19 protein-coding genes and 3 pseudogenes are annotated in these 18,783 nt (G+C 38.0%); 16 read left to right on the top strand and 6 right to left on the bottom strand.

The features are described 5' to 3' along the window. Positions 1-7: 7 nt before the first annotated feature. The 8 genes from HU830_RS09140 to HU830_RS01840 all read left to right on the top strand — a co-directional run bounded on the left by HU830_RS09140 (position 8) and on the right by HU830_RS01840 (position 6,696). A complete protein-coding gene (locus tag HU830_RS09140; RefSeq protein WP_407647467.1) occupies positions 8-139 on the top strand; it encodes a restriction endonuclease subunit S in 132 nt (43 codons plus the stop codon). Then, the gene (locus HU830_RS01870) at positions 136-609 is read left to right on the top strand and encodes a hypothetical protein (RefSeq protein WP_176942099.1); all 474 of its coding nucleotides are present in this window, start codon (positions 136-138) and stop codon (positions 607-609) included. Before HU830_RS09140 ends, HU830_RS01870 begins: the two co-directional genes overlap by 4 nt. A 16-nt stretch (positions 610-625) precedes the next feature. Then, positions 626-1,675, top strand: coding sequence for a saccharopine dehydrogenase family protein (locus HU830_RS01865; protein WP_176942098.1), 1,050 nt, complete (start codon positions 626-628; stop codon positions 1,673-1,675). 34 nt (positions 1,676-1,709) lie between these two features. Then, positions 1,710-2,411, top strand: a complete 702-nt coding sequence (locus tag HU830_RS01860) for an ABC transporter ATP-binding protein (RefSeq protein ID WP_176942097.1) — start codon at positions 1,710-1,712, stop codon at positions 2,409-2,411. Further along, complete coding sequence (locus HU830_RS01855; RefSeq protein WP_176942096.1) at positions 2,408-4,702, top strand: ABC transporter permease; 2,295 nt, start codon at positions 2,408-2,410, stop codon at positions 4,700-4,702. Before HU830_RS01860 ends, HU830_RS01855 begins: the two co-directional genes overlap by 4 nt. Before the next feature lie 21 nt (positions 4,703-4,723). Then, a complete protein-coding gene (locus tag HU830_RS01850) occupies positions 4,724-5,410 on the top strand; it encodes a class I SAM-dependent methyltransferase (RefSeq protein ID WP_176942095.1) in 687 nt (228 codons plus the stop codon). A 262-nt stretch (positions 5,411-5,672) separates the two neighbouring features. Continuing rightward, on the top strand, positions 5,673-5,873 hold the full coding sequence (locus tag HU830_RS09135; protein ID WP_407647465.1) for an ArsR/SmtB family transcription factor: 201 nt from the start codon (positions 5,673-5,675) through the stop codon (positions 5,871-5,873). A 70-nt stretch (positions 5,874-5,943) separates the two neighbouring features. Beyond that, positions 5,944-6,696: an arginase family protein gene (locus tag HU830_RS01840; RefSeq protein ID WP_176942093.1), complete on the top strand. Its 753-nt coding sequence runs from the start codon at positions 5,944-5,946 to the stop codon at positions 6,694-6,696. Here the strand turns inward: HU830_RS01840 and HU830_RS01835 are convergent. From HU830_RS01835 to HU830_RS01820, 4 genes are all read right to left on the bottom strand, one after another. After that, positions 6,629-7,057, bottom strand: coding sequence for a hypothetical protein (locus HU830_RS01835; RefSeq protein ID WP_176942092.1), 429 nt, complete (start codon positions 7,055-7,057; stop codon positions 6,629-6,631). The two genes, HU830_RS01840 and HU830_RS01835, sit on opposite strands and share 68 nt — an antisense overlap. A gap of 201 nt (positions 7,058-7,258) precedes the next feature. Then, a complete protein-coding gene (locus HU830_RS01830) occupies positions 7,259-7,732 on the bottom strand; it encodes a DUF5067 domain-containing protein (RefSeq protein WP_176942091.1) in 474 nt (157 codons plus the stop codon). Positions 7,733-7,764: 32 nt separating this feature from the next. Further along, entirely contained in the window at positions 7,765-8,157 is a 393-nt protein-coding gene (locus HU830_RS01825) for a M48 family metalloprotease (protein WP_176942090.1), read from the bottom strand. Next, positions 8,150-8,491, bottom strand: a complete 342-nt coding sequence (locus tag HU830_RS01820; RefSeq protein ID WP_176942089.1) for a helix-turn-helix domain-containing protein — start codon at positions 8,489-8,491, stop codon at positions 8,150-8,152. Before HU830_RS01820 ends, HU830_RS01825 begins: the two co-directional genes overlap by 8 nt. A 257-nt stretch (positions 8,492-8,748) precedes the next feature. On the opposite strand from HU830_RS01820, the gene HU830_RS01815 reads away from it, so the two are divergent. The 7 genes and pseudogenes from HU830_RS01815 (at position 8,749) to HU830_RS01785 (ending at position 15,498) form a co-directional block, all read left to right on the top strand. Further along, positions 8,749-8,961 (top strand): helix-turn-helix domain-containing protein, encoded by a 213-nt coding sequence (locus tag HU830_RS01815; RefSeq protein ID WP_176942088.1) that lies wholly within the window; start codon positions 8,749-8,751, stop codon positions 8,959-8,961. Between the two features lie 164 nt (positions 8,962-9,125). Next, on the top strand, positions 9,126-9,380 hold the full coding sequence (locus tag HU830_RS01810; RefSeq protein ID WP_176942113.1) for a TetR family transcriptional regulator: 255 nt from the start codon (positions 9,126-9,128) through the stop codon (positions 9,378-9,380). A gap of 558 nt (positions 9,381-9,938) precedes the next feature. Further along, positions 9,939-11,143: pseudogene (locus HU830_RS01805) on the top strand (pyridoxal-dependent decarboxylase). Positions 11,144-11,678: 535 nt separating this feature from the next. Further along, complete coding sequence (locus HU830_RS01800) at positions 11,679-12,734, top strand: DUF916 domain-containing protein (RefSeq protein ID WP_176942087.1); 1,056 nt, start codon at positions 11,679-11,681, stop codon at positions 12,732-12,734. Between the two features lie 26 nt (positions 12,735-12,760). Beyond that, positions 12,761-13,738, top strand: coding sequence for an amidohydrolase family protein (locus HU830_RS01795; protein WP_176942086.1), 978 nt, complete (start codon positions 12,761-12,763; stop codon positions 13,736-13,738). A gap of 17 nt (positions 13,739-13,755) precedes the next feature. Continuing rightward, positions 13,756-14,709: an NAD(P)-dependent oxidoreductase gene (locus tag HU830_RS01790; protein ID WP_176942085.1), complete on the top strand. Its 954-nt coding sequence runs from the start codon at positions 13,756-13,758 to the stop codon at positions 14,707-14,709. A 159-nt stretch (positions 14,710-14,868) separates the two neighbouring features. Further along, entirely contained in the window at positions 14,869-15,498 is a 630-nt protein-coding gene (locus HU830_RS01785; protein ID WP_176942084.1) for a DUF5052 family protein, read from the top strand. A gap of 52 nt (positions 15,499-15,550) precedes the next feature. Here the strand turns inward: HU830_RS01785 and HU830_RS01780 are convergent, their stop codons facing one another. Continuing rightward, positions 15,551-15,688 carry a hypothetical protein gene (locus HU830_RS01780; protein ID WP_176942083.1) on the bottom strand — a complete coding sequence of 46 codons (138 nt, stop codon included), beginning with the start codon at positions 15,686-15,688 and terminating at the stop codon, positions 15,551-15,553. A gap of 12 nt (positions 15,689-15,700) precedes the next feature. After that, positions 15,701-17,598, bottom strand: a pseudogene (gene feoB, locus HU830_RS01775) (ferrous iron transport protein B). A gap of 473 nt (positions 17,599-18,071) precedes the next feature. On the opposite strand from feoB, the pseudogene sufC reads away from it, so the two are divergent. Further along, positions 18,072-18,705, top strand: a pseudogene (gene sufC / locus HU830_RS01770) (Fe-S cluster assembly ATPase SufC); the annotation flags it as partial. Between the last annotated feature and the right edge of the window lie 78 nt (positions 18,706-18,783).

Below are 18,783 nucleotides of genomic sequence, written 5' to 3'. Positions count from 1 at the left end.
GGCAACAATGATGAATAATTTAGTGACCAAAGATTTCTTAAAGCAAAATTTAAATATTCCACAACTATCTGAACAACGGCGAATTGGAAGATTTTTGAGTAATATCGACCAGCTAATTGCAGTGAAGGCAGCGACTTGACCACTTTCTCTGTTTTCGAAGAAAGAAAATTCCTTCAATCTTATTTAGAGGAATCGATTACTCCGGCTTTGGAAAAAGAAACAACTATTGAAGGGCTTTGGGAAAGGACTCGGGATTATTTAGAAGTTGATGCCCATCGTACGCAAGCCCTTAAAAACTTAACAACTTTGACCGCTGATAAACAAGAATTAACGGCAGCTAAAATATCGCCAGAACTTTGTTGTCAGTATATTAACAGTTTACGGTCCTTATTAGGAGCTCAAGCTGGGTATATACCCACTGGTAAAGTTGATAATTTAACTTTTATTATCCCTAACTCTGGACTGGCTAAAAGAATTCAACGCTGGCAAATGTATAGTCGCAATGAAATTAATTATCTTCAGATAAAAGGAGATCATTATAGCATCTTTAAGCAAGATTCTTCCGATTTACTCCACGTTTTACAGAAGTTACTAGAACAAAATGATTAAAAAAGGGGTGGAGAATGTGAAAAAAATTCTAGTTATTGGAGGGACCGGAGTTACAGGCCACTTAATTTATCGTGAATTGCAAACCAATCCAAATTTAGAGATTTTTGGAACATCCAGAAGAGCTGCTGCAATTTCTGATGATCATATTATTTATTTTGATTTGGCGGCAGACAAGCAGCGAAATATTGCTTTACTGCAAAAATTTGATTTCACCGTGATTGCTCTGGGACCGTTTGAGAAATATTTAAATAAAGTGCAGCAATTATGTATTATAGCTCAAGTTAACTGCCTAGATATAAACGATAGTATCTTAGCGGCTCAAAAAATAAAGAACTTACAAGAACAAGCTGAAAAGCAAAAAGTTACTGTTCTAACAGGCTTCGGTTTGTGTCCTGGATTGAGTACCCTTGCCTTGGGTTTAAACTTATCGTCTACAGTTACCGATATTGCTTGTCGCTTATATATTGGACAGCAACCAATTGGACCGGGAGCAATGGCAGCAATGTTGAGAACAATTAATCAGCAATATCCCGTTTTGGTTAAGGGTAAAAAGTTTTGGATCGATAACGAAGTTACCGATAATTATCGATTTTGGGGGCATTCCCAAAGTTCGTCTTTAATCGGCTATGAAAATCCAGAGATGGTCACAACCGCTGCTTTACGAAAACTTAAAGTCAATTATTCTTATAAAGTTCATTTTGCGGCGCTTAAGAAAACACAATTAAAATTTTTGCTGAAAGCTAGTAGCTGGCTAAATACACAGACGATTCCCTTTCTACAGAAATTATATTTTTTGTTCTCTAAAATGAAACGGCAAGTAAAGCAATCAGATAAGGGATGTCTTCTAGAAGTCACTTGGAAGGGGAAAGGGCAACAAAAGTTAGTGATTTCTGGAGAGTCATCTTACTATATGACAGCGATGTTTGCTTGTGTAATTGTCACAGAAATTTTTGAAACTAAAATAACTTTAGCTGCAGGTGTTTATGATTGGGAAAATTTGACGGCAAATTCTGAGCGAGTCTTGGCAGATCTAGAAAAGAAAGGTCTCCAGATTAAACATCGTTAAATAAGTTATTGAATTTGAAAGAAGGAATAACCTAATGGAAGCCTTGATTTCTTTAAGTAATGTAAGTCAAAAGTATCAAATTAACAATCAGAAATTTTATTCTTTAAAAGATATTAATTTACAAATCTATCCAGGAGAGTTTGTTGTTATTTTAGGCCCTAGTGGAGCAGGGAAGTCGACGCTATTAGATTTATTGGGTGGACTAGCTCAGCCTGCAGGAGGAGAATTGATTGTTTCTGGCCAAAATATTACAGGCTACAATGAAAAAGAATTAGCCAATTATCGAGCTCAAGAGGTTGGTTTTATCTTTCAATTTTATAACTTATTACCTACATTAAATGTTTTAGACAATATTAATGTTGTTCAAGAAATTACTGATCAAAGTAAGCCGGGAATGGCGGTTCTTAAGGCCGTTGGTTTAGGAAAAAAAGCAAAACAATATCCAGCTCAATTGTCGGGTGGGGAACAGCAACGAGTGTCGATTGCCCGAGCAATTGCCAAAAATACGGACCTTTTACTCTGTGATGAACCGACAGGAGCCCTAGATAGTAAAACGGGGCAAAAAATTATGGCGCTTTTACAGGAACTTAATCAAGCCGGAAAAACGATTGTAATGGTGACCCATAATGAGGCTTACGCTGATTTGGCTCATAAGGTAATCACTTTAAAAGATGGTCATATTGATACGGTTGAAACTAATTCGCAACCAGTTCAAGTTAAGGAGGCTGATCTTTGATTCTATTAAAAAAAGCCTTAGCTGATATTAAAAGAAATAAGGGTCAATTTACTGCGATCTTCTTAATCATTTTCTTGGCCTGCTTGGTTTTTTCGGGTCTTAATGCGACTTGGTTTGGAATGCAACAACAAAGCAAAATTTATTATCAAAAACAAAATTTAGCTGATTACTGGTTAAATTCTCAGAAAATTAGTTCTCAAACTAAAAAGAAAATTGCTGATTTAAGCTATGTGCGAGATGTTGAACGTCGTTTACGTTTGCGAGTTAGCGATCAACATGATCAAAAAGCAACGGTTGAATTGAATTATCTAGAAGAAAATAAAATTTCACAAGTTCGGTTAGAAAAGGGAACGCCTTTTTCCTTAAAGAAGAAAGGAATTTGGCTTGATCGTGATTATGCTCAAAAGCACCATCTCAAAGTTGGAGATAATTTTAGTTTCAGTTCGAATTACCAGAAGCAAACTGTTCCGATTCGTGGCTTGATCACTAATCCTGAATACGTTTATCCACTAAGTTCCTCTAGTCAATTATTGCCGGATCATCGAGAATTTGGTTTTGGCTTTCTTTCTTATAAGCAATATTTTGCTGGCTCTCAACCACCGCTTCCTTTCAATCAATTATTGGTTCGTACAAAAGCTGATAGTAATTCTAGTACCAAAAATAAACTACTCCAAGTTACACATCATGATCAGATTAGTTCCTTGCAGGCACGTAAAGATTTAATTTCTTATACTATGTTGCAAGATAAAATTGCGCAATTTCGGTCACTATCTGGTATTTTTCCAATCCTATTTTTCATCGTAGCGATTTTAATCATTTTAACAACTATGATTCGGCTGCTGCAGCAACAACGTGTAGAAATTGGCGTTTTACAGGCCTTAGGTTTTAGAAAACGGATCTTGCTTTGGAATTACTTATTCTATGGGGTAATTGTTAGTTTGCCCGCAGCACTAATTGGCTATTTTTTAGGACCGGTACTCTTACCTCCTGTAGTTTATAAATCTTTATCAATGTTTACTTTGCCGGTTTGGCAGGCGAGTCAACCGCAAAGTAATCTCTTAATCATCGTAATTAGTGTTGTGATCAGTATGCTAGCAGTCTATTGCAGTTGCCGTTCCATTCTCCATGAAAAAATTGTCGATACCTTAAAGAAGAGAACTAAATCCAAGCAGCAGAGCTCTCGAATTGCCAATTGGCAAATTTGGTCGCATCTTTCTTTTGCCAACAAATGGAACCTTCGCGATTGTGGTCATAATTTAGCGAGAACGTTGACCATCGTTATTTCGGTAGCGGGTTGTATGATGTTGATGCTGACTGCTTTGGGCTTAAAAGACTCTTTAAATGATATTCTTGATTGGCAATATCAAAAGGTAGCGCGTTATGAAACTAAAGTTAATTTAAAGGCCAATCGCTCTCAAGAGCAAATTGACCAACTCCAAGCTAATCTTGAAGCTGAGCCAATTGCTGAACAGACAATTGATATTCAAGCTCATCACCAACGATTATTAAAATCTTTAACCGTGTATCCTAACCAAAATACTTCAATGGTTAAGTTGACCGATCTTCAAAAAAATAACTTTAAAGTGGGCTCTCAGGGATTATCAGTCAGTTATCGTTTAGCTCAAAAAGAAAATTTATCTAAGGGAGATATCCTAAAATGGCGGGTAGTTGGAACTAGTTCTTGGAAGAATTCTAGGATAACTGGAATTTATCGGGTTCCGATTAATCAAGGATTTTCAGTCACTGAAGACTTCTTTACCAAAAAAGGTTACGATTTCCGACCGACCGCTTTGTTAACTTCTCGTAAATTCACAAAATTACAATCACCTTTAGTCCAACAAGTTGTTCCCATTACTTCTGAAAAAAATAATGTTCAAAAAATGGTTGATTCGATGTCTAAGCTGGTTAGTCTATTGATTATCTCCGCGGTTTTATTAATGGTTATTGTTCTCTATAACTTGGGTAATCTTAGTTATGTTGAGCGGAAACAAGAAATGAGCACCCTGAAAGTTCTCGGCTTTTCCAATCAACTACTTCGGAAAATATTTAAGCGGGAATTGAATGGGTTGACAATCTTAGGAATCATTTTAGGACTTCCGGGAGCATATTTCTTATTAAATAAAATCTTACAGATGATGGGGCAAACTACAGATATGGTCTTAGTCTTCAATTGGAAGACAATTTTAGTCGCTATTTTGGGAACTTTGATTACTGGAATAGTCATTAATAATTTGTTAGCTCGAAAGATTAATCATATTAAGCTAGAAGAGTCTCTAAAGGAGCTTGACTAAAGATGGAGGTTATTATTAACAGTGACTAAAAAAGAAACATTTTCACAGATGATTTTAAATAATTCCTACTTCCTAAAAGCCTATAATAAAATAGTTCATCCGATTTTTCTTTCCTTTTTTGCGCATAAAAAAATGAATTTTGTTGTCGTTTATCATGATCTATTAGCCTTAGATCCGGAAAGCCAAACGTCCAAAAAATCAATTCCAGAAAATATTTTGGATCTAGCTTGTGGTACTGGTTGGTATGGTCGTAAATTAAGATTGGAGCACAAAGAACAAGGGACTTGTATATATGCAGTTGATATTGCCACTAATACTTTAAAGATTGCCCAGAAGGAAAAGATAAAATACGGCTTCGGAGATAACTTTCAAATTATTAATTGGAATGCCGAAAAGCTCGACTTATTTGAAGATAATTCCTTCCACGAAATTTGGATTTGCGGGGCGCTTCACCAAATGCCACATGTGGATTTGGTTTTGAATGAAATTACTCGACTTTTAGATCAAGATGGAAAGTTATTTTGTCAAACTTTTGTAAAAGATGAGCAAGCTCATAGCTTAATCATTCGTCTCTGTGAAAAGTTAGGTCATCATTTCTTTACAAAAGAAGAATTAGTAATAAAACTGCGGCAACGAAATTTGAAGTTAATTAATTATTCTCGTAGTGGTTTGGTGGCTCTATTTTATGCTCAGCGAACCGCAGATTAGACTTAGAGATTCAGACAAAGATGATCTTTGCAGTGCCCGATCCGGGCGTTGTGAAGGTCATTTTTTGTTCAAGAAAGTATTTATAAATATTGACATATTCAATAAGATAGATATTTAATGGTTAATATGCTAAACCGAACTTATGAAAATTAATACAAAGTTATTCAGCGTCCTGTCCAACCAAACTCGATTAAATATTCTGAAATGGCTCAAAGATCCGGAAACGCAAATCACCACTGTCTCATGTGAAACGGTTCGTTTTATGATGCAGGAAAGAGGAGGAATTTGTGTTCAAGAAATTGTTAAGAAGGCCGGCTTAGCTCAATCGACAGTTTCGAAGTATTTGAGTGATTTACAAGACTGTGGTCTTTTGCTTTCTGAACGCCATGGGAAGTGGACTTATTATCGTCGCGATGAAAAGAATATTCAACTCCTTGTGCAACAGCTAGCAACTGAATTGTAGTTTAGGTATATTATTTTTTGCCTTAATGCATCTATACTTTGCGATTTGTAGATTAGAAAGGAAAGATAATATGATAGTCCAATCTTTACGTCTTAATTGGCCTCAATGGCAGGGGGGAATGGATCCTAATTATCAAATAGGACAGGAGATTTTGGCCGCAATTGTTCCCCCTAGCCAAACAACTCCGACGATGACGGTTCCCGTTAGTTCACAGGCTACTCCGCTGGCTGGAATAGATGGTGGTAAGCAACTTTATGACCAAAAAAAATATGTTCAGCAGCTTTTGGATGCCCAACAGCCCCAACATTTACTGATTCTAGGTGGGGATTGTTCAGTATCAGCAACTCCGTTTGATTACCTCCATGGAAAATATCCCAATGATTTTGGCGTAATTTGGTTGGATGCTCATCCTGACATCTCAACTCCACAAGACTTCCATCATCTTCATGAAATGGTTGTGGCAGATTTATTAGGTCAAAGTCATTCGATTTTTAGTGAAGCACTGCGGTATCCCTTAGTTCCTGACCAGATCTTTTTGGCAGGTTTACAAGTTCAGGAATTACGGCCCATGGATCACTTGGCCTCTGACTTGAAGCTGGCTTATGCGACGCCAGATGCCTTGACGATCGCCGAATCAGTTCTGAAATGGTTGAAATCTAAGGGAATCCATCACGTTGTCATCCATTTTGATCTTGATGCTTTGGACCCCGACGATTTTCGTTCCATTTTGCCTGCTCAACCACATTTGGATCGAACTAGTTTTGGAGCTTGTCTTGGGCCGTGGTGTCCTCAGGAATTTGAAAGCTTTCATCGGGGCCATTAGAACCAACAGTCCCGTCGTCATCGTATTCTCCAAAGCCAGTCCTCGTTCCTGCCGAAAGGCCATTTCCAGTTTTCAGCTCGTAAACAACACCATTATCACCCAAAAGGTATTTACTAATTGGTTTATTCATATTCATATCTATTGAATAATTTTCGGCAAATGAACCTTGATAAAGTTTCTGGGCGCCGGTTTTACCAGTTTTTGATTTATAGAAAACACAACCACCTAGGGCATGAATCGAAAAAGAACGAGGACCGGGATTATTGAAGTTTTGTACTTGAACTTTACCATCAGGAGTTTGAGCATACCAATCGCCGGTTCCACCAGCTCCATGGTCAAAATACCAATCACCAACTGCCATCTTTCCAATTTCTGCTCGTTGGGCGGTCCAGTTGTAGAAAGGCTTATTAATTTGAGCTTTTTGATGAGCAGTCAGCTGCTTTTCATCTGGAGAGGATTTTGGGGATTGCTTAGCGGGCTCTTTTTTTGCTGAAATATCAGTAGCTTCAAAAGTTTCAGATCCTAATTGTTCCTTTTGGGCATTTAAAGCGGTTAATTTATATTACGCAGCCAAATCAGAAACTTGAAAAGCGATCGCAAACGTCGATGTATGTCCTGGTTTAGTCTCATCATGAGCGGTGGCAATATCTTGGTCGTAAGGAGTATTGAAGTGGAGACCGTCCGTCACCAAGCGCTGATTAGTATCATTTTCCATTGCAAAGGCGGCGACATAGCGTTGAAAAAAGTCTTCAACGGTGATCGGAGACGAGGACTTATTAGTGAAGGTTCCGCGAAAGATAACGGCCTTTAGAGTCTTCCTTTCCTCAGTTTCAATGGACTTCATAGTGTTAATATTTTTAATTACTAAGATACCCTGAGCATTAGCAAAGGAGTGATTTTTAAATCCTTTTTTTGCTGTAATTTGATTTTTGGTTTGCGGTGCTGAGGAAGTTGAATTTGGTGAAGTTTGCTTGCCACAAGCCATAAAGCTGAGACTACTCAATAAAACGATCCCGATTTTAATTATTCGATACATAAATTCTCCCCTTTATGGTTTTTAATCGTTTCTTAGCCTGACCATTTATTAGTAACAACATCGTATAAGCGTGAGGGAATCCCAAATTGCTCGGCAAAAATAAGCGGGTTTTCCATTCGAAAGTCATAATCAAAACAATACTGTCGTAAAATTCTAATAGCGTGCAGATCGGCTTGATTCTCAATATTAATTTTAGCTTGGTGAAGTCGAGACCGGTGACAAGCATCACCATCGATTAAATGACCAATCTCATGAGCAATTTGAAAAGGAATCTCCCTTTTTTGATGCCAATTTAGATTAATGAAAATTAAGTTCATTTTGGGATAAGCTAAAGAAGGCCAATTTGTATGGGCATCGTTAAGAATTTCGTAGCCGTAGCCATTTTGAAAAGCATAGTTGAGTAAGTAAGTAATCAAGTCATCCATTATGTTTACGCCCCTCAATAATTCTCCGAATCATCTCTACTTCTTCTGGTGGAATATCTTGTCCTTCATAGGCTAAGATTTCACCTTCATGAATTGCCTTGGTAATATCAATCTTTTTACTTTTTAAATCTTCATGTTCTTTCAGATCATCGCCAAATAAATCTTCGATGGAAATTTGGAGCACTTTAGCAATTTTCTTGAGACTATTAGTACTGGGAGTTTTGGTATTCCAGCGATAAATACTATTCTTACCCAGTCCTGCTTTTTCAGCTAATGTTTGGAGAGACCAGCCTCTTTGTCGAGAAAATTTTTTTATTAGATCTAACGTTGTCATACAGGCACTCCTAAGGAAAATAATCTTTCTTATTCAACCACTAATGGTAGAAAACAATTGACATTAAATCATTAATGATTGATAATATATTCATCAAGTAATCAAGCAATAAAAAAAGTATGATCCAACCAGCTCACGGGAATGAGAAAAGGGATCAGATCAAGTTTTTCTTGCTTATTTAACATACTTTGATTTTATCACGAATGATAGAAAAGACAACTACTTGACGAATAAATAACAGGGGAAGGATTGATTTTATGTCTGATCAGCAATTATTAGAAGCAGCAGAAGAAGTAGAAATTCAAATGAAAGTAGCTTTATTAACACACCGAATTACGCAGCGCGAGATGGCTAAGATGTTGCATACGGGACCACAGCAGGTGAATCGGGCGATTAAAGGGGATATGTCACCAAAATCGCGTAGAATTAGAAAACAAATGAAGAAGATTCTAAATATTTCTGGAGATTAGGTTGAGAATAATTGCTTTAAAATAAATGAATTATCAATGAACCTTGCTACCTAAATGTCAGGTTATCGAAATTTGATAACTTATTTGTCAATTTAAATAGTAAAAATCGCGCAGATTGAATAGAAGCGGGGGCTATTTATGAAGTCGTATACAGAAATTAGAATCTGTCAAGTATTAAGCCAACTAGTAGAAAAAAATCGTTTAATAATTTAAATGTAACGGATATTGCCGAAAAAAATGAAATTAATCAGCAAACTTTTTATTATCATTTTGGAGATAAATATGATTGTTTGGAGACTTATTTAGAAGCAAAAGCGCAAGAACTGGTACAAAACTTAGATATTCCAAATTGGGTCGAGGGTTATTTACATATCTTCCAATATATTGATGCTCAGCCCCAATTTTTTTCGCCATATTGATGAATCCCAAGCTCAGAATTCTTTAGTAATTTTATTTTACAAACGATTAATTTGATTTTGAAAAAACTAACCCAGTTTTTAAAGGATAACTATCCAGATCGCAATCAGTTTAACTGTAGCGTTTTACACCTTGATGTATGTTTTACTCTTCGCAAGCTATCTTGTCTTGTAGTTTAAACATTCCGAATTAAAGCCAAGCTTTGTGGCTGCTAAAAGCGCTCTCTTTAGAAAAATTTACGGTGTTGTAGGATTAGTCTGATCTGCTTTTGGGTTTGTAGTTACTTTCTTTCCGCCAGCTGAATTAGCTCCGGAGAACCTATTTACTTTTATTGGGAGCGGCTTTTGTGGTTGTTGTCTTTATTCCCCTCATCCTTTATCGCTATCACCAGAAATGGTTGCGGCAGTTCCAGACGATTCAAAATCAAAATACTGCTACAACAGATAAGTCTGATCTGTTATCTTCTGGATCACAGACGACTAATGTCATTTCAAAATCGCACGACGATAAAGCATCTCGTTAAGTTAATTAGATAAATAAAAGAAAGGTTGCTTACTATTATGGCTAACTATGATGAACAAAACTTCGATTGTGTTGACTTAGAAAAGAATTTTTTAGGTAGTGTTAGTGTGGAAGCAGTAACTTCTTTACCTACTGATACCATGTCGCAACACCCGATGGCTCCAGATGTAGCTTCCCAGTTGATTCAGCATTATCGTTTGAATGAGGTCAAGGCAAATCAAAGCTTAGCAACATTTTGTACAACCGAAATGGAGTCCCAGGCTGATCAATTAATGCTTAGTGCTTTGAATACTAATGCGATTGACAAGTCAGAATATCCGAAAACAGCGGCTATGAAAAATTACTGTGTTTCTTTCTTAGCCCATCTTTGGGGAATTCTTGATGATCAAAAGGTGTATGTATGATGAATTCATTGGAACTTCAACTGTCGATTCCTTTGAAGGATGTATGTTAGGTGGTTTATCGCTTCTGTTAATTTGGAAGCACCGGGCTCAAGCTGCTGATTTTGATATTGCAGACTTACACCAATATCGCCCTAATTTGGTAATTATGCCCGGCTATCAAGTGGTTTGGGAAAAGTTCTGTGTCTACTGGAATGTGAAAATGCGCTAGGTTCCAATCGATGACAAACATATGTCAATGGATATGGACTATGTCGATGCGAATACTATTGGAATCGTTGGTATTCAGGGAATTACTTATACTGGTGCCGTTGATGATATTCAAAAATTAGATCAACTGGTTTCTGAATATAACCAGATTGCTGTTTTACCTTTAAGAATTCACGAAGAAAAATAATTATGATTATCTTCCCAAGGAGATGCGTTTCCAGGTGCCTTATTTAGGGAAGACCGTTGATTCGATCGCAATTAACTTCTCACATAGTGGGACCCATATTGTTGCTCAGTATTATAATTTTATCCGCTTTGGTTATAATGGTTTTAAAGCCGTAATGAATAATGTTCGGAAGGTTTCACTTAAACTAGCAGATGATGCTCAAGTGGGCTGGACCTTGTATAATTTGGAGTCTGAACTAGCTAAGTATGGTTGGCAAGTACCGTCATATCCATTGCCAAAGAATCGGGATGATACAACAATTAGTAGAATTGTTGTTTGGCCATCAATGCCCATGAGGATTGCTGATGATTTCATTTATGATCTGCGTTTAGCAATTTCAGATTTAGATAAACAATATCCTGCGCCCCAAGTTACAACTCAGGAAAAAGAGTTAGTAGCTAACTAATTTCAACAATGAAGGGATGGACTACAATGGCTAGTAAAGAGAGGTCAATAAACTCACCGAAATTATGGAGCGAGTTTACTTCTATGCGACTGTAGCTAGCAAAATCAAAGATTGTTGTAATGAATTGCAGAATGATGTTAATTTCAAAAAAATAATTGATCTGGTAAACGCTGAAACATTTCTTTCACAGGTAATAAGTCTGCACCACAAATTAATGAAATTATACATCTTTATTCTTACAGTACGATTTTGCAAGTTCTTAATAATGCCACTAATTATCTTCAACAAGACTAAGTCAAAAATTACCATTTAGAATTTCCTCCTAGAAATTAAGTGTCGACAAATTGTTTGCCGGCAATTTTTTGTTATTATTATCTTGGTAAGGTGGGTTATAGCAAGCAAGTTATTAAGCAAACGTGGTTGAGCAGCCTAGGCCGCTTTCAGAAATTATTTTGAGGGATCTTTGTTCGCAATTTAAAAAAATAATATTATAATGTAAGTAAATGAAGATAAATTTATGAGGATCAAATTATTCATGAAAATTGTTAAAATAAGTAGCATCCTTTTGTTAGTTGGAAGTTTTTGGCTCTTAATGACTACTTCGGTGCAGGCTAGAGATTTTGACTTTACAGTGACACCACAAATCCCGGAAAATCAGGTTGATAAATCTAAGCCTTATTTTGACCTCCAACTGGCTAAGCGTCAAAAGCAGGTCCTTTACTTAACTGTCAAAAATAATACTAAAAAGAAATTAACCGTTCTTTTACAATTAGGGCGGGCCTATACCAATGAAAATGGAACAGTTCAATATAATAGTTCAACTAAAGGAGATTTGCGGACAAGGTTTGATTATTCCTACCTGCAACATGGGGATCTTTTACGGTTCGTTAAAGTTCCCAAGCAAGTTAAATTGGCTCCCAAAGCAGTAGCTAAAGTCCCTGTAACCATTAAAATGCCCGCGAAGTCAATTCTGGGAGTTGTTGCTGGGGGAATTAGACTTCAATTAGGCGATTTGCAGATGGGAGACTCCACCCCGCACGTTCCTCAAGTTGGAAATCGTTACTCGTATACGATTGGTTTGGTCTTACATGGACAGACCCCACCAGCACCAGTTCGTCTTGGTTTAGGAACAATTAGGCTCAAAAAATTAACTACTGGACCCGCTATTATGGCAACTATTCATAATCAAAATGCCTGTTTTATTAATAATCTGGCGATTAAAGGAACCATTAAGGACTCTAGAACCCATAAAACTATTCAAAGACTCAATTTTTCTAATCAAGATAATCTAGGTAAACAATTAGCCCCCAATTCACTCTATCGGTTACCATTTTCTCTAGGAGGTAAAACCCTAAAATCTGGACGTTATCGTTTAGCTCTAAGATTAACCAGCAAAGATCAGGTTTGGGATCTCCAAGAAAGTTTTAAGGTTGATCGTCAACAACGAGTTAATTACCATCAGTCACGTTCTTTTCCTTGGTGGCCCCAAATCATCGCCGGCAGTTTGCTGCTCATTTTAGTGGTGGGGATTATAATTGCCTATTACTTTTGGCGAGCTCCTAAATCAGGTCAACATTGTTACAAAAAATAATTCAAAATATTGAGGAAGGAAAATTTATGCGTAAAATTGAAGGTCATTTGCACCTAGTCCGCGCTTTGGCAGGATCTAAAAATCAAGGTCGGTTGACTCCCTTGGGCTCGGGACGAGCAATTTGGGATGATGGTGAGATAATTCAACTTTTTCCTAAGGGTTGGGGAGATGACAATTTCTTAGTGGAAAAGTATCTCCCAGTTATGGAACAAGAGGGAATTGAAAAAGCAGTTCTTCTGCAGGGAACCTTAAACGGCTATCAAAACTATTATTCCTATCAAGTTGCCCGACGGTACCCTGGAAAGTTTATTGCGGCTTTTTCGGTGGATCCTTTTGCCCAACGGGCCTTAGCGATTGTTCATCGGCATGTAGCAGACTTGGGCTTTCGAACCATGAAGTTTGAGATCAGTGCGGGCGGTGGTTTACATGGTTTTCACCATCCTTTCCGCCTCGATTTAGAGCCTCGAGTTGGGCAAATTATGCATTGTTTAGCTGATTATCCGGGTTTTGTTGTTACGGTCGATTATGGTGCTGTCCAAGAAGTGAGTTATCAACCTGAGGCGATCGTTAATTTAGCCCAGTGTTATCCAGACCTAGATTTTGTGGTCTGCCACTTATCTTTTCCCAATGCGGACCACTTAAATTGTTTAGCTAATAGCCTAGAGCAATTTGCTCCGTATCCTAATATTGCCGTGGATATTTCAGCAATTCAGGATATTGAAAATGAACATCCGGAGGACTTTCCTTATCCTCGCTGTCAAAAAGACGTTCGTTTGGCCAAGCAAATTTTAGGAGCTCAACGAATTATTTGGGGGAGTGATGCCCCTTGGTCGGCAACTTTCAACTCCTACCATCAATTAGCAACTTGGCTAGAAGCAACTGATATTTTTACAAATTCGGAATTAGAACAGGTTATGTTTGAAAATGCGGAACGGATTTATTTTAAGCCCCAAAATGTAGAGGCAATGTTAAGAGCTGTTGATCCAGCTTTAAGCCAGAAGTAAGAAAGTAGGAAGAGAATTTGAAGCCAAAAGTTTTAGTAACCGGAATTATTCCCGAAAAGGGTCTCACTCAACTGCGGGCCGAGTGTGAAGTTTTTTATCAACCCGAGATTGAAACGCGGGCGTGGGTTTTAAAACATTTATCAGAGTATGACGGGCTTTTGTTGGCCGGAATGTCCGCCGACCCGGAACTTCTAGCGGCTGGAAGTAATTTAAAAATCGTGACCACTAATGGAGTTGGTTTTGATCACGTTGACTTAGGATTTGCCCAACAGCAGGGAATAATAATTACTAATTGTCCTCAAAGTGTCCAAAAGCCTACGGCAGAGATGACTTTGGCCCTTTTATTAGCTACGGTTCGCCGCCTTCATTTTTACGATCAAGCTCTTCGCCAGCAGCAGTGGCTTGATGTTTCCCAGGCTGAATATATGGGCATGAGTTTACAAGATCGAGTTTTAGGAATTTATGGCTTGGGTCGGATTGGTTCGCAAGTAGCTCAATTGGCCCAAGCTTTGGGAATGAAAGTTATCTATCATCAACGTCATCCTTTAACTACTGGCCAAGAACAGGAGCAAAAAGTTCACTATGTTGATTTTTCGACTCTAGTTCGTCAAGCGGATGTTTTGACTCTCCATGCGCCTGCAGTTCCAGAGACGACGGGAATTATCGATGCTCTAGTTTTTGACCAAATGAAACCGACAGCCTATTTAATTAATACTGCTCGCGGAGCTTTAGTTAAACAAGAGGATTTAATTAAGGCTTTGCAGCAAGGAAAAATTGCCGGCGCTGGTTTAGACGTTTTCGAAGATGAACCGCATCTTCCGGCGGCTTTAACCAAGCTAGATAATGTTGTTTTGACACCTCATGCGGGAACCGGAACTTTGGCCGCTCGGACCGCAATTGCTCAAGAGGCGAGTCAAAACTTAATTGCCTATCTCTGCCAAGGAAAGATCCTCCATCAGGTCCAAGCCTAACTAAAATAAAAAATTTCAAGTTAATCACAGAAGTTCTGGTTTGAGAAAGTTGTTTTCTCACGGGGACTTTTTTTATTATCTGAAAAAGAGAGGGATTGCTTTACTTATAAAAATTGGTAATAATAAAAAGTAACTCAAGTAAAGTGAGGAAATAATATTTTGCAGGAACAAAGAAAATTAGGTTCACGAACAATCGTCTTCCTAATTCTAGTTTTAGGATTGAGTTTACTTTTAGGCGGCTGTGCTTTAGTCGCTGACTTTGGGAGTAATTTACGGCAACAGTGGGCCGGCTTACCGCTTACTCTAGCGACTTACGATGACCAGGCGCAAAAGATTGACCAAGTTCGAGGAACCTCTTTAGCGATCACTCGAGATCGGCAGTTTGATGAAATTAATAGTGATGGTAAGCAAAATAAACAGTCCAAAGTTATGAAAATTACCGTAGGCTCGCATTTGATGCGTCATGTGGGGAGTTCTCTGATTGCTTACCAAGATGGTTTAACGAATGTTTTGGATCAACACCCCCAAAAAGTTCAAGCTATTAATAAGAAACGAAATGTTCCTTTTGTGAATCGTTTCGTCCATGCAGTGAAGGATGATTTTTCCGGGAGTAGTTACGTAATTTTAATCCGTTCCCAAACTGGACAGCCAATTGCTACTTTTGCGGGCAACAGAGTGCGGGTTTCGAAAACTGATGTGCCCTCATCGACAAATTTACTGATTGATGGCAAGCGACTATTCGTTTATCGTTGTGATTACACGATTTATGAAAAAGCAATGCTGGACTAAAAAATTAGCTGGTCGGGATGGAAGAACAAGTTGATTTCATTAAGAACCTTCCCTAAGAGAGATAAATTCTTCTAAGATCTAAAAATCTACCTACAGAATTTAATTTTGCAGGTGGATTTTTTAGTAACTGATAATTAACGGAGATTTTGAGGATTAAACCAATAATTATTAAATTTCCTAAAACTAACATCAATATTTCCTCCTATCCGAATAATGAACTAATTTGAAAAATTAAAGTCGCTAAACCGTAAGCAATCACAAAACTGGAGACTACTTAATAGAGCATCATTTTGGTTGAACCAGTTTCGGCCTTAGTGGTTGCCAGAGTCGCAAAACAGGGAATATATAAAAGAATAAAAAATAATAAAGCATACGCTGATAGAGGTTGTAAAAAGCTGGGCAAAAATACTGATTAAGACACCTTGACTGGAAGTTTGTAAAAGAACCATCATACTTGAGTTAATAACTTCTTTCGTCATGATGCCACTTAAAAGGGCACTAATAACTTGCTAGGAAGTAACACCTAAAGGAGCAAAGAAGGGCAGTAATCCTTGGCCAATCAGCGCGGAGAAACTGGTGGTCGCATTGCTGGTAAAACCATGAAGTCCAAAACTGGATAAGAGCCAAATCAAAACGGTTCCCCCAAAAATAACAGTGCTCGCCTTTTTGATGAAGCCTTTTCCTTTACCCCAAGTACTTTGGGCAATAATATCCAAACGGGGCCAGTGGTATTGTGGCAGCTCGACAATAAAGATCGTTTTTTCGGTAGTATGAAAGGAAAGTTGATAAATTTTAGCGAGAATTGAGACCACCGCAATCCTCAAGAAATAGAGGGAAAGAATGATCACGGCCTGGTGATGTTGGAAGAAAGCGGCGACAAATAAACCGTAGAGTGGTAAACGAGCCGCTCAACTCATAAAAGGAGAAATCAACCGTTCCTTAGGTTGTTCAATGGTTTGCGCTGCCATGATACCGGTTATATTACAGCCAAAACCAATGATTAAGGGAATAAAGGCCTTCCCATTTAAACCGACTAATTCCATCAGTCGGTCGGTTACTAAAGCCGCGCGGGTCATATAACCAGAATCTTCTAACAAAGAAATACAGGCGAATAAAACAAAGATCTGGGGAATAAAAGTTAAAACTCCTCCTACGCCCGCGATAATTCCATTGACCACTAAAGAGCGTAGGAAAGGCCAAGCCCCCATTTGATGTAAGCAAGTATCAGCCCAGTTAGAGACCGGACCGGAAAGAAAATCATTCAAGAGATCTGACAGCGGAGTTCCGATCCAATCAAGGGAGACTTTAAATATCAAAAGAAAAATTAGAATAAAAATAGGGAGAGCCAAAATTGGATTAGTGATTAATTTGTCTAAATGATTGGTAAAATTAGGTCGTTGGGTTGAAGAACTAGTTTGGTGGGCGGCTGTTAGCGCTTCTTCAATATAGCTTAGGCAAGTTTGACTTACTTGGTTCTAATTAAAAAATTGAATTGTCAACCAACGGACGAAAGCCGGTGAAAAATTAAAGTCAGAGCTAAGAGCCTGACTAGCTTGGTGGAGAGCTTGTTGAAGTAAAGGAGGATAGGGTAGTTCTAGAGGAGTAGTAGTTTGCGGTTTAGTCCGCAAGAATTCAATTAGATGATCGTGTAATTCTGGAAGACCTTGGCAACTTCGGGCATTGGTTACGACAACTGGACAGTGTAAGCGCTCCTCTAAAACTTGGAGATCATAATCTGAGCCACTTCGATGCAAGTCATCGATCATATTTAAGACTAAGACCACTGGTTTGCCTAGTTCTAATAATTCAATGGATAAAAGTAGGTTGCGTTGGAGTTGACTGGGATTAGTAATATCTAAAATTAAGGTCGGGTCTTCTTGGAGTAAATAATTGACCGCAACTCTTTCATCTTTAGTCAGGAGGTTAGCGAGTAGACCCCGGGGAGGTCAATGGTCTGAATATCGGAACCTTTGAGTTAGCCGGCCTTTTTTTCGACGCTTACTCCGGTCCAATTCCCCACATAGGCATAATTGTCGGTAAGTTGACTGAAAAAAGTTGTTTTTCCAGTATTCGATTACCGAAGAGTGCAATGCTTGTCATGATCTTTTTCCGTCGTTATTGGAAAACTAGTGCTCTAAGATCTAAGCGTTGTTGTTCAATTTGAACAATTACCAGTCCGTGAAAGGGATAACGGTGGAGAAGTTTTTCTTGGCTACCCATATGAATTCTCAAACCATGTAAGCGTTACATCATTCCTGCCTCCAGATTTTCTAAATTCTGGATAGTGAACTTTTGCGGTTGAGTTTGTAATTGCCACATTTTTTAAAACCCCTTTAACTTCCAGAATACTTTTTAAATAGCTTTATTATTTCATGGTAGAACTGATTTGATAATTGGGGGATTGCCTAATTTAATTCTAAAATATTCTTAGTTATAATATTTTTAAAAGCAGGCTAAGCCGGTTAGATAGCACTTTTGCTGCAAGACTATTCCTGAATCAAAAAAATCAGTGATTGATTTTATATTCAATTGGAATAATTGCTTGAGATGAAAAAAATTACGGAGGCGAGCACATGGCAGTACTTGAAGTAAAGGATTTGCATGTTGAAGTTGAAGATGAAGAGCAACAAACTCGCAAAGAAATTTTAAAGGGAGTTAATTTGACCATGAAGACGGGGGAGATTCATGCCCATCATGGGACCTAATGGAAACGGAAAATCAACTCTCTCAGAAACGATTATGGGTCGAAGTGCTTATCATGTAACCCAAGGAAATATTTACTTAGATGGGACGAGCATTATTGAGATGCCCGTTGATGAGCGGGCTCGGCGCGGCTTGTTTTTAGCGATGCAATACCCGGCTGAAATTCAAGGAGTCACCAATGGCGAGTTTCTCCGGGCGGCAATCAATGCCCGCCGACCTGAAGATCAACAGATTTCGGTGCGCCAGTTTTTGCAAGAGTTAGATCGAAATTTGGAATTATTGGATATGAGTACCGATATGACCGAACGTTACTTAAATGAAGGCTTTTGCGGAGGCGAAAAAAAGCGGAATGAAATCTTACAATTATTGATGATTAAGCCGGCTTTCGCCATTTTGGATGAAATTGATTCTGGTTTAGATATTGATGCCTTGAAAGTGGTCGCTAAAGGAGATAATTCCATGCGGGGGGATAATTTTGGTTCTTTAATCATTTTACTTTTTGAATATGTAAAGTTAACATGTTTGTAGAAAAAGAGAAGTCTTTTTCAATTAGGAAAGCTTTATAAAAAAAGAGATATACGA

Source organism: Bombilactobacillus apium, from assembly GCF_013385145.1.
Classification (GTDB): domain Bacteria; phylum Bacillota; class Bacilli; order Lactobacillales; family Lactobacillaceae; genus Bombilactobacillus; species Bombilactobacillus apium.
This window is presented reverse-complemented; position numbering and strand designations above follow the sequence as displayed.